The 14,697-nt window shown below is 63.7% G+C and carries 10 protein-coding genes and 6 tRNA genes; 3 read left to right on the top strand and 13 right to left on the bottom strand.

The genetic code is table 11. The features are described 5' to 3' along the window. Nucleotides 1-85 precede the first annotated feature (85 nt). The 3 genes from DEH84_RS10125 (at nt 86) to DEH84_RS10135 (ending at nt 2,148) form a co-directional block, all read left to right on the top strand. Complete coding sequence (locus tag DEH84_RS10125; RefSeq protein WP_109036754.1) at nt 86-841, top strand: class I SAM-dependent methyltransferase; 756 nt, start codon at nt 86-88, stop codon at nt 839-841. An 86-nt stretch (nt 842-927) separates the two neighbouring features. After that, the gene (locus tag DEH84_RS10130; protein WP_109036755.1) at nt 928-1,212 is read left to right on the top strand and encodes a hypothetical protein; all 285 of its coding nucleotides are present in this window, start codon (nt 928-930) and stop codon (nt 1,210-1,212) included. Nucleotides 1,213-1,230: 18 nt separating this feature from the next. Next, complete coding sequence (locus DEH84_RS10135; RefSeq protein ID WP_109036756.1) at nt 1,231-2,148, top strand: glycosyltransferase family protein; 918 nt, start codon at nt 1,231-1,233, stop codon at nt 2,146-2,148. A 116-nt stretch (nt 2,149-2,264) separates the two neighbouring features. Here DEH84_RS10135 and DEH84_RS10140 read toward each other — a convergent pair whose 3' ends face one another. The 13 genes from DEH84_RS10140 to DEH84_RS10200 form a co-directional block, all read right to left on the bottom strand. Further along, nucleotides 2,265-3,674 (bottom strand): TolC family protein, encoded by a 1,410-nt coding sequence (locus DEH84_RS10140; RefSeq protein ID WP_109036757.1) that lies wholly within the window; start codon nt 3,672-3,674, stop codon nt 2,265-2,267. 4 nt (nt 3,675-3,678) lie between these two features. Further along, the gene (locus DEH84_RS10145) at nt 3,679-4,914 is read right to left on the bottom strand and encodes an HlyD family type I secretion periplasmic adaptor subunit (RefSeq protein ID WP_109036758.1); all 1,236 of its coding nucleotides are present in this window, start codon (nt 4,912-4,914) and stop codon (nt 3,679-3,681) included. Then, the gene (locus tag DEH84_RS10150) at nt 4,914-7,340 is read right to left on the bottom strand and encodes a type I secretion system permease/ATPase (RefSeq protein WP_245932553.1); all 2,427 of its coding nucleotides are present in this window, start codon (nt 7,338-7,340) and stop codon (nt 4,914-4,916) included. The genes DEH84_RS10145 and DEH84_RS10150 overlap by 1 nt, the downstream gene beginning before the upstream one ends. Nucleotides 7,341-7,397: 57 nt before the next feature. After that, nucleotides 7,398-7,473 (bottom strand) — tRNA-Gly (locus DEH84_RS10155). 169 nt (nt 7,474-7,642) lie between these two features. After that, nucleotides 7,643-7,730: transfer RNA gene (locus DEH84_RS10160), tRNA-Leu, on the bottom strand. Between the two features lie 131 nt (nt 7,731-7,861). Then, a tRNA-Gly gene (locus tag DEH84_RS10165) sits at nt 7,862-7,937 on the bottom strand. A 47-nt stretch (nt 7,938-7,984) separates the two neighbouring features. Then, nucleotides 7,985-8,058: transfer RNA gene (locus DEH84_RS10170), tRNA-Cys, on the bottom strand. 46 nt (nt 8,059-8,104) lie between these two features. Further along, nucleotides 8,105-8,180: transfer RNA gene (locus tag DEH84_RS10175), tRNA-Gly, on the bottom strand. A gap of 160 nt (nt 8,181-8,340) precedes the next feature. Further along, nucleotides 8,341-10,764 carry an endopeptidase La gene (gene lon / locus DEH84_RS10180; protein WP_109036760.1) on the bottom strand — a complete coding sequence of 808 codons (2,424 nt, stop codon included), beginning with the start codon at nt 10,762-10,764 and terminating at the stop codon, nt 8,341-8,343. 134 nt (nt 10,765-10,898) lie between these two features. Then, nucleotides 10,899-12,176 carry an ATP-dependent Clp protease ATP-binding subunit ClpX gene (gene clpX, locus DEH84_RS10185; protein ID WP_109036761.1) on the bottom strand — a complete coding sequence of 426 codons (1,278 nt, stop codon included), beginning with the start codon at nt 12,174-12,176 and terminating at the stop codon, nt 10,899-10,901. A 149-nt stretch (nt 12,177-12,325) separates the two neighbouring features. Beyond that, nucleotides 12,326-12,934, bottom strand: a complete 609-nt coding sequence (clpP, locus tag DEH84_RS10190) for an ATP-dependent Clp endopeptidase proteolytic subunit ClpP (protein WP_109036762.1) — start codon at nt 12,932-12,934, stop codon at nt 12,326-12,328. A gap of 285 nt (nt 12,935-13,219) precedes the next feature. Next, nucleotides 13,220-14,542, bottom strand: coding sequence for a trigger factor (gene tig, locus DEH84_RS10195; protein ID WP_109036763.1), 1,323 nt, complete (start codon nt 14,540-14,542; stop codon nt 13,220-13,222). Nucleotides 14,543-14,579: 37 nt separating this feature from the next. Further along, nucleotides 14,580-14,666: transfer RNA gene (locus tag DEH84_RS10200), tRNA-Leu, on the bottom strand. Nucleotides 14,667-14,697: the final 31 nt, after the last annotated feature.

The following is a 14,697-nucleotide window of genomic DNA, read 5'->3' on the forward strand; positions in this document are numbered from 1 at the left end:
GCAAGGCACGCAGTTTTTTCACTTCCACCCGTTTGTGGAAGTTCAACAATCGGCATTCACACAACCTTTCGACGACGGAGCGAACATGGCGTCCAGATCAATTGATGCGCTGCATCGGAGCAAGACCGGGAAAGTCAGCGACAAGTGGGCCTCCTACCTGACGTACTACGACGCCCTGTTTGCCCCTCTGCGCGAGGCGCCCATCTCGATGCTGGAGATCGGCATTCAGAACGGAGGTTCGCTGGAGACCTGGGCGAGCTACTTCACGCAAGCCCGTCAGTTCATCGGCTGCGACATCGACCCCAGCTGCGAAGCCCTGCGCTACGAAGACCCACGCGTCAGCGTCGTGGTCGGTGATGCCAACAGCGCCCCGGCCTACCAGAAGATCCTGGGTCTGTGCCCTCAGTTCGACGTCGTCATCGACGACGGCTCGCACGTGTCCACCGACATCATCAATTCGTTCATCAACTACTTCCCGCACGTCAAGCCGGGCGGCCTGTACGTGGTGGAAGACGCGCACTGTCTGTACATGAACGCCTACGGCGGCGGCATCCTGAACGACTACAGCGGATACGCCTTCTTCAAGAAGCTGGTCGATGTCGTCAGCTTCGAGTTCTGGAAGGACACCCTGAGCGTCCAGAACTACCTGCGCACCTTCTTCGACGTCAACCAGACGCCGGCCTTCATCCTGGATGGCTGGATCGAGTCGATCGAGTTCCGAAACTCCATCATCACCATCCGCAAGGCCGAGCGCCCCGGTCACGACAAGCTCGGCGAACGCCTGACCGTCGGTTCGGTGGCGCAGGTTCAGGACTGGGGCGGCAAGAAGCCATCGGCCTGACACCGCTGCTGTCTTCCCCGGCGCCCGGATACGAGCCCGCCTGAGAACACCCCGCCGAGCCCTCATCAACAGGATCCATCGCGCCCATGTCCCGAGCCGCTCGCACGGTCTTCATCGAAGAGTCCCGCACCCCGATCTACCGGAGAATCGCTCACGCCATCGGGGCAGAGCTGCTCCAGCGGGGGATGCAGGTCTTTGCGGTCAACCCCCATGCGATGGACAGCTCGACCTTCCTGGCCTTCCTGAGCCAGCAGAATGCAGACGCGATCTTCGTGTCCAACGCATCCAGCCATCTCATTCAAAGCAGGGCCGCGGGCAGCGCGGAGTACGCCTTCGAGAAGTTCGCGGGCAGGCTCATCTTCGTTCACTAGGACGCGATACTGGGAGGCTTGAAGGTCCTGGATGGGCTCAACAAGCTGCAGGCCTGGCAGCGGGTGAATCAGCGCGCGGTTCACCTGTGCATCGAGGCCGACAACATCGCAGATCTGGCCACGGCCGGCATCAGGGGCGCGCTCGTCCCGCATGCGAGTGAGATCCAGGCGGCAGAGCCTTGTGTCGATCAGTTCGAATACGACGCCAGCTTCGTTGGGCATGTCGTGCCCAGCAGCTACGCCCCTCCGCTGTCGGACGTCCCCCGCTATCAGAGCGCCATTGAGCACATGCTCGCGGCAAGACGGGTCAACTTTGCCATGCCGCTTGAACCCAATGTCAAGGCGTGTGTGGATCAGGCCTTGAGCGGACTCGGACACGAGAGCGACAGGCCGCTCCTCAGACTGGCCATGGCCCAGTGGCTGCGCAACGAAGTGACGAAGCAGACCATGCCATTGCGTGGCTGGGTCTTCGAGGCGTGCGGTCTGGACCGCATCGACATCTTCGGGGGAGATCCCGCCTACCTGCACAACGTTGCTCGCAGCCTGCAGATCGAACGCGACAGCGTCCATCACCATCCGGCTGTATACGACCAGGAAGCCGTGCAGCAGATATTCAACCGCAGCCGGGTGAGCATCAACATCTCATCCCTGCAGTTCGATCACGCGGTGGTCAACCGGTTTCACGACGTCATCATGTCCGGAGGACTCTGCCTGACCGATGCCCGCGACGGCCTCTCGCAGCTGACGCCTCTGCACGCCGAGGTGTCCTACCGGACGCTGGCCGAGCTGAAGGAGAAGGCCGATTACTTCGCTCGCCCCGAGAAGGCGAGAGAGCGGGCCTTGCTGATCCAGGCTCTGCAACGTGACGTTGCTCGGAACTCCGGATACGGCTTGCTCGCTGACGCCATCGTGCAAGCGATCGACACGCTCTCATGAGCGGCGCGCCCTGAACACCTCACGCTTCCCGCGCTGAACCGCCTGGTGCCAGCATGCGCACCTCGGTGACAGGTGAGACCCCACGCCAATGCGCGACGTGCGGTCCCGCGCTGGCGTCAGTTCGCCTGCACCGCTCCGACACCCAACCACGCCGTCAGCCCGCCCGCCAGCGAGCGCAGCTGGGCATTCGCCTGGTAGCCATCGAACAAGGCGTTGACGTAGGCCACGCGCAATCCGAAGTGATCGCTTTCTGACGACATCACATCGAACAGCGAGCGCTTGCCCAGCTGGGACCATTGCTGGAATGTCGCCGTGCGCACCCGCTCACTGTCCTTGAGCACTTCGACATAGCGACGGGCGCGGTCCATCGAGGTCTCGGCCACATCATGGATCTCCGTGATGCGTGCCTGCCGCAGCTTGATCGTCTCTTCGTACTGCTGCCGCGTTGCCATGGCGCGCTTGGCCGCCGCCGCTGCCGCCGACTCCGCGGCACGCCCATCGAACAGCGTGTGGCTGATCGAAACCCCGGCGGTCACCGAGACCGCCTTGACGTCGCCGACCTTGCTCAAGCTGCTGTTGGCCACCCAACTGAGTTGGGGTCGCGTGGCCGCCTCGGCAGCCTTGGCAAAGCGCTCACCGGCATCGGCCTGCGCCTGAATCTGCATGACGTCGCCTGCGCGCCGCATCAGCAGCCGAACCTCGTCCGGATTCGGCGTCTGCACCAGCGAAACCGGATAACCCTCTCCCAAGGCAACCTGGTCACCGACCAGCTTGCGCAAGCGGATCTCGGCTTGCCGGCCCTGCGCCATCGCGGCATCGCGCGACAGCTCTGCCTGCAGCTGGCTCTTGCGGGCCTGCACCAACTCACTGGCGCGTCCGCGGTCCTCTGCGACGATCTGGGTCAGGGCGTCGACCAGGCAGGCCATCTTGCGCGAGAACTGCTGGTACACCTGAGCCTGCTGGCGATAGCGCGCACGCTCCAGCGCGGCAGAGATCGTTTCCAGCGCCACCTGCTCCTGCGCCGCCTGCAGGCTGAACCGAGCGGCATTCGACAGTTCCTTGCGGTACGCCGTCAGCGCCGCCGTGCGTCCCGCATCCCACAGCACGCCCCCCAACGAGAAGCCGCCGCTGGCATTGAGGGTCGCGTCACGGTTGCCGCCATTGATGGCCTGCATCTGCTGCCCGACCGTGCCTCCGACCGTCAGCCTGGGCAACTCCGCGCCGCGCGCCTCCACCACGTCGTCGAGCGATGCGTCGGCAATCAGGCGTGCGGCGCCGATCTGGTTGCTGCGCAGCACCGCCTCCTTGACCAGGCTCGCCAGCTGCTCGGTAGGAGACAGTTGCTGCACCGGGTCCGAAGCGGGCGCATCCAGCGTCACCGTGGGCCGCGCTGCGGGACGGGCCGAGCGGCCATTGGTCAGGCTGCCCAGGTCCTCACTGCACATGGACCATGCCGAGGCGTGAAGCCCCACCAGCATGCCGACCGCCACCCAGGTCGAAGATCGGGCCCAGCGCTGTCGTTTCATGTTCTCACCTCTCGCGGAAGGCTTCCTGCGATTTCAAGACGGGCTTGAGCAGGAAATCCAGCACCGACCGTTCGCCCGTCCGGATCTCGACGCCGGCGGTCATGCCGGGGATCACGGACAGGTCCTTGCCCTTGGCCTTCAAGGTGGACGAGTCGGTCCGGATCAACGCGCGGTAATAGCTGTTGTCCGCGGAAGCCGCAGCAGCGTCTTCCTTGAGCGCATCAGGACTGATGTACTCGACCGTCCCCTTCAGGCCGCCATAGGTGTAGTAGTCATAGGCCGAGAGCTTGATCTCTGCCGGCAGGCCGACCCGGATGAAACCGATGTCGGCCGGCTTGATCCGCGCCTCCACCAGCACCCGAGGACCGATCGGCACGATCTCCATGATGGTTGCTCCGCCTTGGACCACACCGCCCAATGTCCCGAGTTTGATGTTCTTCACCATGCCTCGAACAGGCGAATAAAGGGTCGTCCGCTGCAGTACATCGCGTTTGACCACCAGCTGCTCCTGCAACTGCGACATCTCGTTGGACACCCGCACCAACTCCGTTCGCGCCTCCTGTCGGAACCGGTTGATGCGTTCGGAGATCTGCAGGTCCATGTCATTGACCTGGCGACGCAGCCGCATGACCTCGACATCCGACATCAAACCGCGTGAGGCCATGAGATCGGCCATCGACAACTCGCGTCGGGCCAACTGAAGGTTGCGACGCGTGATGCCCACGGCCTCTTCCAATGCCTGCTTCCGGGCCTGGTAGGCCTCGGTCTCGGCCTCCCGCAGCAGGGTTTCGCCCTCGAGCTCCTTGGGATACACGAGCGGCTTGCCGCTGGCTTCGGCCTGCAGGCGAGCCAGCTGGGCGCGCAAGGCCTGGTACTTGGCCAGTCCCTCGTTCTGCTGCGCTTCGACCCGGGTCGGGTCCAGCTGAAGCAGCTCCTGGCCCTTCTCGACCAGCATCCCCTCCCGGACGGCCATCGAGCGCAGGATGCCGCCCTCGAGACTGGCAATGATCTGCTCGCGCCCCTCCGGCACCACCCTGCCCTGGGCCTTGGTGACCTCGTCCACCCGCGCCACCATTGCCCAGGCCAACGCAGCCATCACGATCAGCGTCATCAGATACAACGCCCAGGCCGCGCGCGGCGTTCCCTCCGCCAGCTCGGCCTCCTTCAGCCCGGCCAGGAACTCGGCGTCACCCGGATAAAACCGACCATTCTGGGCGGGACGGCGCCGCAGCCCCCGCATCACGCCCCTCCCACCGCAACCATGGGCGGGCGCTCCTGAGGTGGGGGCGTAGCCGGAGCAGCCGGGCGCGCCGGCTCAGGCGGCTTCTGCCCCGCCAGCGCCGCCAGCACGGCGGCCTTCGGCCCATCCGCCAGAATGCGGCCGTTGTCCACCACCACCACCCGGTCGACCACGTCCAGCAAGGCAGGCCGGTGCGTCACCACGATCAGGGTCTGGTTCTGAACCGCACCCTTGAGATGTCGGATGAAATTGGCTTCCGCCTGCGCGTCCATCGAGCTCGTCGGCTCGTCCATCAACAGCACCTTCGGCTTGGTGATGAGACACCGGGCGAGGGCCACCAACTGGCGTTGTCCACCTGACAGCAGACTGCCCATCTCCCCCACCGGCATGTCATAGCCCAGCGGATGCGCCGCGGCGATGCGATCCAGCCCGGTCAGACGGGCCACCCCGGCAAAGAGCTCAGGATCAGCGGTTGAGCGACCGAGGAAGACGTTGTCCCGCAACGTGCCGTTGAACAGGCGCGGCTCCTGAAGCACAAAGCCGACATTGGCCCGGAAATCTGCCGGCTCGATCTGACGCAGGTCGAGGCCGTCGACTTCGACAAAGCCCTCCGTCGGCTGATAGAGCCCCCCCATCAGGCGAAGAATGGTGGACTTGCCGCTGCCGATCTTGCCCAGCAGGGCGACCCGCTCTCCCGGCTGGATGTTGAGATTGATGCCCTTGAGCACGATCGGGCTGTGCGCGCGCGAACCCTGCGGGTACGCGAATCGCACCTCATGCAGGGCAATCTGCCCCAGCAGACTGGGGCGCGCCAGATAACGCTTGCCGAGCTCTCTTTCGGTCGGCATGCGCATCAGGTCGTCCAGCGACATCAACGCCGCCTTGGCGCTCTGATAGCGCGAAGCCAGGTTGACGATGCTGCCCAAGGGTGCCATCGCCCGCCCGCCGAACATCACGGCTGCAATCAGCGCGCCGCCGGTGATCTGCCCGTCGGCAATCAGGTGCACCCCCCACGTGAGCATGACGACCGTGATGAGCTGCTGCGACACCGCGGTGAAGTTGTTCACCCACGATGCGGCCACGCGCGTCCGCAAGGCGGAGGCGGCAGCCAGCGAGGTCGCTTCCTCATAGCGTTGAATGAAGTGTCCCTGAGCACCGGACGCACGTACGTCCTCCAGGCCTTCCATGGCTTCGATCAGCACGCCATGGAGGTCGGCCTGCTGCCTCAGGTTGGCCCGCGTCGAGCGGCGCAGGATGTGCTGCATGCCCAATGCGAGGACGGTGACCAGCGGGATCGCGATCAGCAACACGAGCACCAGCGGCCCGCACACCACCCACGTGACAACGACGAACAGCAGAATGAAGGGGATGTCCGACACCGCAGAGATCGTGGCCGACGCCGAGAAGTCCCGCACGATCTCGATCTGTGCGATCCGGTGCGCGAAGGCCCCTGCGGAATCCGGCTTGTTCTCGAGCCGAATAGCCAGCGACTGGTTGAAGATCAGCGAGCCGAGGGCAATGTCTGCCTTCTTGCCCGCCATGTCGATAAGATATGACCGCAGCTGCCGTGCCGCCATGTCGAAGGCGATCGCGATCAGCACGCCGATGGCCAGGGCCCACAGTGTCACGAAGGCCTGCGTGGGGATCACGCGGTCGTACACCACCGAGGTGAACAGCCCCGTGAACAGCATCAGGACGTTGCTGAGGAACGCCGCCAGCATGGACGAACGGTAATACGGAATGAAGCGCCGCATCGTGCCCCAGAACCAGTGAGGGCGATCCTCCGGGTCCGTGCTCGTTGCGGCACTGCGCGTGCCGGCTTTCGGTGCCGCGATCAAGGCATAGCCCGAGTACTCGGAAAGCAGTTCTTCCTCGGTGGCCAGGCACCGTTCGCCCTCGGAGCCGGGCATGATCAGTTCGTAGCGTGCCGATTCCTTGCGACGCCCTGGAATGCGCCGGGTCACGATGCACGCGTCGCCATTCGACAGCAGCAGCACCACCGGCATGAGCAAGGACAAGATCTTGCTGGGCGGACGCCGCACGATCGACGCGGCAAAACCGAGCTGGCGCAGTGCAAGTACCGCCTGCTGGGGTTCAAGGGCCCCGCGTAGCGCCTGCCCTTTGAGCAAGACGTTCTCGGACGCCTCGACACCATGATGCCGACACATCCACAGCAAGGCACCGACCAGCGGGTCGTCCTTTGCGGAAGCCTGATCAGGAGCGCCGACCGGGGGGTCGTCGTCCATGGTCGGCTCTTGATGCAGGGTGGGTTCGATCATGGGTAGAAGCGCCCAAACTGAAGCGCCCCCTGATCGTAGGGACAGGCCGGAAGAACCTGAGCGGAAATAGCAGGCCTTCAAGCCGCCTGTTTTGCCCACCGCCCGGTCCGGGCGGCTCGCCTTGCGCCCGCAGCGCGGCAGCCACACGCTCGCTCACGGCGAGCCAAAGAAAAAAGGCAGCCCTATGAGGGCTGCCTTTTGAATTGGAGCGGGAAACGAGACTCGAACTCGCGACCTCAACCTTGGCAAGGTTGCGCTCTACCAACTGAGCTATTCCCGCATGTGTTTCGCCTTGCGTAAAACCTCTCGGCTTTCGTATCGCGTTTTGTTACTGCGATCAGCGAAGAATTAAATTCTATACCGTTTTTCAGCGCTCTGACAAGAATGCCGTGCATATCGGATGCGCTGTCGCCTTCATGCAACCCCGGCCATCGTGTCGAACGCATGCCTGGTGCCCGGGACCGGACTCGAACCGGTACGCCTCTCGCGAAGCAGGGGATTTTAAATCCCCGGTGTCTACCATTTCACCACCCGGGCGGCAGCGTGAAGCGGTGCGTAGTGTACCCGCCAGCGGCCCACCCCTCTGGCCTGCCCCCCGCGAAGAAAAAGCGAGCAGAGGGGCAAAAAGCAAAAAAGGGCGCTCACCGAAGTGAACGCCCTTTTCCTCTTGGAGCGGGAAACGAGACTCGAACTCGCGACCTCAACCTTGGCAAGGTTGCGCTCTACCAACTGAGCTATTCCCGCATGAACTGCATGCCTTCCGGGCTTGGTGACCCAGGCGGCCAAACTTCTGGAGGCGCGGGCCGGAGTCGAACCGACCTACACGGATTTGCAATCCGGTGCATAACCGCTTTGCTACCGCGCCATGTCTGACAAAAAAGGAAGCTGCGGGCTTCCTTTTTCTGAAAATCTGGAGCGGGAAACGAGACTCGAACTCGCGACCTCAACCTTGGCAAGGTTGCGCTCTACCAACTGAGCTATTCCCGCATTGTCTCCGCCTTACGCAGATGCTCTGGCCTTGCGGCCTGCTTTGCTGCGTTGAACACTGTTTGGTGCAGTGCTCAGCGAAGACTTGAACTATACACCACTTTTCAAGCCTCACGGCCGGCGTCGCGTTTTTTCAACTCCCGCCGTGAGACTGGCCCCGTCAGTGCTTCATCACGTCGCTGGACGATGCCGGCGGCGCCGCCGGCGCCTCGGGCTTGGCGTCCACCTTCGCCTCTTCTTCAGGCAAGGCTTCCGGCTGACGCTCCAGGGCCACTTCCAGCACCTTGTCGATCCACTTGACCGGCACGATCTCGATCTGGCTCTTCACGTTTTCCGGGATCTCGGCCAGGTCCTTCACGTTCTCCTCCGGGATCAGCACCGTCTTGATGCCACCACGGTGGGCCGCCAGGAGCTTCTCCTTCAAGCCACCGATGGCCGTGACCTCGCCGCGCAGCGTGATCTCGCCCGTCATGGCCACATCGGCACGCACCGGGATGCCCGTGAGCGCCGACACGAAGGCCGTCGTCATGGCGGCACCGGCGGACGGACCGTCCTTCGGCGTCGCGCCATCCGGCACGTGAATGTGGATGTCGCGCTTCTCGAACAGTTCGTCCTTGATGCCCAGACGACGAGCGCGTGAACGCACCACAGAGCGCGCAGCCTCGACCGACTCCTTCATCACGTCGCCCAGCTGGCCGGTGCGGATGATGTTGCCCTTGCCCGGCATGATGGCGGCTTCGATGGTCAGCAGATCGCCGCCCACTTCCGTCCACGCCAGACCGACCACCTGACCGACCTGGTTCTCCTTCGTGGCTTCGCCGTAGCTGTACTTGCGCACGCCCAGGAAGTCGTTCAGGTTCTCGTCGGTGACGACGACCTTGTCGGTGTACTGCTTCAGCGCAAAGCCCTTGACGGTCTTGCGGCAGATCTTGGAGACCTCGCGTTCGAGCGAACGCACACCGGCCTCACGGGTGTAGTAACGGATGATGCCGCGGATGGCGCTTTCCGCCACCTCCAGCTCGCCGTCCTTCACGCCGTTGTTCTTGATCTGCTTGGGCAGCAGGTAGGTCTGCACGATGTGGACCTTCTCGTCTTCGGTGTAGCCGGCCAGGCGAATCACTTCCATCCGGTCCAGCAGCGCCGGCGGGATGTTCAGCGAGTTCGACGTGGCAACGAACATCACATCGGACAAGTCGAAGTCGACCTCGATGTAGTGGTCACCAAAGGTGTGGTTCTGTTCGGGGTCGAGCACCTCCAGCAGCGCCGAGGACGGGTCGCCGCGGAAGTCCATGCCTAGCTTGTCGATCTCGTCCAGCAGGAACAGCGGGTTGCGCACGGCCACCTTGCTCAGGCTCTGCAGCACCTTGCCCGGCATCGAGCCGATGTAGGTGCGACGGTGTCCGCGGATCTCGGCCTCGTCACGCACACCGCCCAGCGCCATGCGCACGAACTTGCGTCCGGTGGCGCGAGCAATGGACTGACCCAGCGAGGTCTTGCCGACGCCCGGAGGGCCGACCAGGCACAGGATGGGTGCCTTCACCTTGTCGACGCGTTGCTGCACAGCAAGATACTCGAGGATGCGTTCCTTGACCTTGTCCAGGCCATAGTGCTCTTCATTGAGCACCTGCTCGGCCAGCGTCAGGTCATGCTTGACCTTGGACTTCTTGCTCCACGGCAGGCCGACCAGCGTGTCGATGTAGTTGCGCACCACGGTGGCTTCGGCCGACATGGGCGACATCAGGCGCAGCTTCTTGAGCTCGGCCTCGGCCTTCTTGCGCGCTTCCTTGGGCATGCGCGCGCCTTCGACCTTCTTGGCCAGCTCCTCGAGGTCCGCGCCCTCCTCGCCTTCACCCAGTTCCTTCTGGATGGCCTTGACCTGCTCGTTCAGGTAGTACTCGCGCTGCGACTTCTCCATCTGGCGCTTGACGCGGCCACGGATGCGCTTCTCGACCTGAAGGATGTCGACCTCGTGCTCGAGCTGCTCGAGCAGCTTTTCCAGGCGAGCCGAGATCGAGAACAGGTCGAGCACGGCCTGCTTCGACTCCAGCTTCAGCGGCAGGTGGGCTGCGATGGTGTCGGCCAGACGGCCGGCGTCGTCGATGCCGGAAATGGAGGTGAGGATCTCGGGCGGGATCTTCTTGTTGAGCTTGACGTACTGGTCGAACTGCTGCGTGACGGCGCGGCGCAGGGCCTCCACCTCGGGCGTGACCGTGGTCTCGGGCTGCACCGGCACCACTTCGGCGGTGAAGAACTCGCCTTCGTCAGAGATCGACTTCGTGTTCGCACGCTGCACACCTTCGACCAGCACCTTCACGGTGCCGTCGGGCAGCTTCAGCATCTGCAGGATGCTGGAGACGCAACCGATGTCGAACATGTCTTCCGCCTTCGGCTCGTCCTTGCCGGCGGCCTTCTGCGCCACCAGCATGATCTGCCGTCCTGCTTCCATGGCAGCCTCAAGGGCTTTGATGGATTTCGGGCGCCCCACGAACAGCGGGATCACCATGTGCGGAAAGACCACGACATCGCGCAGCGGCAACAGCGGCAGCGTGATCGGATCGGAGGGAAGAATGGGGTGTCCAGACATAGGGGCTCACTTTCTGATGGGGTCCACGTGGGGCCTCATCTGCAAATCACAAGGGCACCGAGACAACCGCCTGGCACTGGGGGGTGCTGCCGGCTGCCTGCGGTGCCCGTCAGAGCGATCCTCGGGTGCGTCGCTCAGGCACTGGCCTTGGCCTGTTCCCGGTACACAAGCAGGGGCTTGGCGTTCTCTTCGATCGTCGACTCGTCCAGGACGACTTTCTCCACACCCTCCATGTTGGGCAGCTCGAACATCGTGTCGAGCAGCGACTGTTCAAGAATGGATCGCAAACCACGTGCCCCGGTCTTGCGGGCCAGTGCCTTGCGGGCGATCGCGGCCAGCGCAGCCGGGCGGATTTCCAGCTCGACGCCGTCCATGTTCAGGAGATGCTGGTACTGCTTGATCAGCGCGTTCTTCGGCTCGGTCAGAATCTGAACCAGCGCGTCTTCGGTCAGCTCGCCCAGGGTGGCCACCACCGGCAGACGGCCCACCAACTCGGGGATCAGGCCGAACTTGATGATGTCTTCGGGTTCGACCTCGCGGAAGACCTCGCCGACCTTGCGCTCTTCCTTGCTCTGCACGGAGGCGCCGAAGCCGATGCCGGACTTGACCGAGCGGTTCTGGATGACCTTCTCGAGGCCATCGAACGCACCGCCGCAGATGAACAGGATGTTGGTCGTGTCGATCTGCAGGAAGTCCTGGTTCGGGTGCTTGCGGCCGCCCTGCGGGGGCACCGACGCCATCGTGCCTTCGATCAGCTTCAGCAGCGCCTGCTGCACGCCCTCGCCCGACACGTCACGCGTGATGGACGGGTTGTCGGACTTGCGCGAGATCTTGTCGATCTCGTCGATGTAGACAATGCCGCGCTGGGCCTTCTCCACCTCGTAGTTGCAGTTCTGCAGCAGCTTCTGGATGATGTTCTCGACGTCCTCACCCACGTAGCCAGCCTCGGTCAGCGTGGTGGCGTCGGCGATCACGAAGGGCACGTTCAGCAGGCGGGCCAGCGTCTGGGCCAGCAGCGTCTTGCCGGAGCCCGTCGGGCCGATCAGCAGGATGTTGCTCTTGGCCAGCTCGACGTCGGGCTTCTTGCCCTCGCCCGAGCCCATGTGCTTGAGCCGCTTGTAGTGGTTGTAGACCGCCACGGACAAGGTGCGCTTGGCCGTGTCCTGCCCGATCACGTACTGGTCGAGGCTGGATTTGATCTCGTGGGGGGTGGGCAGGTCGCTGCGCGCCGGACGGGATTGCTCCGCCTCCGCCGCCACTTCGTCCCGGATGATGTCGTTACAGAGCTCGATGCACTCGTCGCAGATGAAGACCGACGGGCCCGCAATGAGCTTCTTGACCTCGTGCTGACTCTTTCCGCAGAAAGAGCAGTAGAGGATTTTTTCGCTGGATGAGCCTTTTTTGTCTGCCATGGTGCAGGCCTGTCAGGGAGTCGGCAAGGGGTATGTCAAGGATGATAAGTCAAATGATTCCGGGCCCATGGGGTGGAACTGCCCTGCCATGATGCGGTTTTTCATCCCGCAAAACGAGGCAGCCCGGCGTTGCTGCCGGGCCCGGAGGATCACTGACGCTTTTCCAGGACCTTGTCGATGAGGCCGTATGTGGCGGCCTCGCTGGCGGACATGTAGTAGTCGCGCTCGGTGTCGTTCTGGATCTTCTCCAGAGGTTGACCGGAGCGGTCCGCCAGGATCTTGTTGAGTTGTTCGCGGGTCTTGAGGATCTCGCGGGCGTGGATTTCGATGTCGGTGGCCTGACCCTGGGCGCCGCCCAGCGGCTGGTGGATCATGATCTTGCTGTTGGGCAGGGCAAATCGCTTGCCCTTGGCGCCGGCAGCCAGCAGGAAGGCGCCCATGGAGGCCGCCATGCCCATGCAGAGGGTGGACACGTCTGGCTTGATGAACTGCATCGTGTCGAAGATCGACATGCCGGCGCTGACGCTGCCGCCCGGCGAGTTGATGTACAGCGAGATGTCCTTGTCGGGGTTCTCGCTCTCCAGGAAAAGCAGCTGCGCCACCACCAGGTTGGCGCTCTGGTCGTTGACCGGCCCCACCAGGAAGATCACGCGCTCGCGCAGGAGGCGGCTGTAGATGTCATAGGCGCGCTCGCCACGGCCCGATTGCTCGATCACCATGGGCACCATGCCCAGGTTTTGGATGTCCAGTGCGCTCATGTGCGTCCTCTTGTGACGGCCACCCCTTGACGGGCAACCGGAAATGAGTTGTGAATTCATTATGACGTGCCGGCAGGCTGCATCGGCCAACGGAAAAAACGAGCCGCCCCCCAGGCGCCCTTTCCGTTGTTTGCATGCACAGCCCCGCTGCCGACGGGCCACGCTGCATCAACCGACGCGTCACGTTTGCACAAAACAAAAGGCACCTGCCTCCGCTCGGGATTGCAGGTGCCTTCGGGGCACACCGTGCAGGCGGCACCACGCGGGCGCCGCCGGTTGGGGCGATCAGGCGCCGGCCTGCTGGCCCATCAGCTCTTCGAAGCCGACGGCCTTGTCAGCCACCTTGGCCTTCGAGAAGATGAACTCGGCCACGTTGGACTCGATGACCACGGCCTCGACTTCGGCCATGCGCTGGCGGTCGCTCATGTACCAGGCGATGACCTGGGCGGGCTGCTCGTAGCTCTGGGCCAGCTCTTCGATGTGAGCCTGGATCTGCTCGGGCTTGGCTTGCAGGTTGTTGGCCTTGACCAGCTCGGCCACCGTCAGGCCAAGACGCACACGGCGCTCGGCCTGGGGCTTGAACATTTCGGCGGGGATCGGGGCCTTGTCAGCGTCCTTGATGCCGCGGGCCTTCAGGTCGGCGCGGGCGCCTTCGACCAGACGGTCGCTTTCAGCGGCCACCAGCGAATTCGGCAGGTCGAACTCGACGGCTTTCAGCAGGGCTTCCATGGCGGCCGCCTTGTTGCGGGCCAGCACGCGGAACTTCACTTCACGCTCGAGGTTCTTCTTGATGTCGGCGCGCAGCGACTCGACGGTGCCGTCGGCGATGCCCAGGCTCTTGATGAACTCTTCGGTCATCTCGGGCAGGTTCTGGGCTTCCACCTTCTTGACGGTCACGAGGAAGTCGGCTTCCTTGCCGGCCACGTCCTTGCCATGGTAGTCCTCGGGGAAGGCCAGCGGGAAGGTCTTGGACTCGCCGGTCTTCATGCCGCGCACGGCCTTCTCGAACGCTTCGAGCATCTGGCCTTCGCCGACCAGGAACTGGAAGCCTTCGGCCTTGCCGCCTTCGAACGGCACGCCGTCGATCTTGCCTTCGAAGTCAATGGTCACGCGGTCGCCATCGGCAGCGCCTTCGGTGGCCGGACGCTGTGCGAAGGTGCGGCGCTGCTTGCGCAGGATCTCGACGGTGCGGTCGATGGCGGCTTCGTTGACTTCAGCCGACACGCGCTCGAGCTCGACGGCCGAGAGGTCGCCGATGGCGACTTCAGGATAGACCTCGAAGGTGGCATCGAATTGCAGCTGGCCGTCGACCGGGCCACCTTCCTTTTCGGAGATGCGGGGCTGGCCAGCCACGCGCAGTTGCGCTTCCTGGGCGGCCTTGGCGAAGGCTTCGCCGAGCTGGTCGTTGACCACTTCGTATTGAACGGAATAGCCGTAGCGCTGGGCCACGACGTTCATCGGCACCTTGCCGGGGCGGAAGCCGTCGGCCTTGACGGTGCGAGCCAGCTTCTTCAGGCGGGCATCGACTTCGTTCTGAAGGGCATCGGCTGCCAGCGACAGCGTGATGCGGCGCTCCAGCTTGTCGAGGGTCTCCACGGTGATCGCCATGTTTGATCTCTCAGTATGAATAAGAAGGAATGAGGGCTGGTGCGCGGGGGGGGACTCGAACCCCCACACCATTGCTGGCGTCAGGACCTAAACCTGGTGCGTCTACCAATTTCGCCACCCGCGCATCGACCTGAAAACATCCAGCCGTCACGCCC

Source organism: Aquabacterium olei (assembly GCF_003100395.1).
GTDB classification, from domain to species: Bacteria; Pseudomonadota; Gammaproteobacteria; order Burkholderiales; family Burkholderiaceae_C; genus Aquabacterium; species Aquabacterium olei.

Excerpts from the sequence above, each read along its gene's own strand:
- DEH84_RS10125 (WP_109036754.1), top strand. The coding sequence starts at position 86 with ATGGCGTCCAGATCAATTGATGCGCTGCATCGGAGCAAGACCGGGAAA.
- DEH84_RS10130 (WP_109036755.1), top strand. The coding sequence starts at position 928 with ATGTCCCGAGCCGCTCGCACGGTCTTCATCGAAGAGTCCCGCACCCCG.
- DEH84_RS10140 (WP_109036757.1), bottom strand. The coding sequence starts at position 3,674 with ATGAAACGACAGCGCTGGGCCCGATCTTCGACCTGGGTGGCGGTCGGC.
- DEH84_RS10145 (WP_109036758.1), bottom strand. The coding sequence starts at position 4,914 with ATGCGGGGGCTGCGGCGCCGTCCCGCCCAGAATGGTCGGTTTTATCCG.
- lon (WP_109036760.1), bottom strand. The coding sequence starts at position 10,764 with ATGTCTGGACACCCCATTCTTCCCTCCGATCCGATCACGCTGCCGCTG.
- clpX (WP_109036761.1), bottom strand. The coding sequence starts at position 12,176 with ATGGCAGACAAAAAAGGCTCATCCAGCGAAAAAATCCTCTACTGCTCT.
- clpP (WP_109036762.1), bottom strand. The coding sequence starts at position 12,934 with ATGAGCGCACTGGACATCCAAAACCTGGGCATGGTGCCCATGGTGATC.
- tig (WP_109036763.1), bottom strand. The coding sequence starts at position 14,542 with ATGGCGATCACCGTGGAGACCCTCGACAAGCTGGAGCGCCGCATCACG.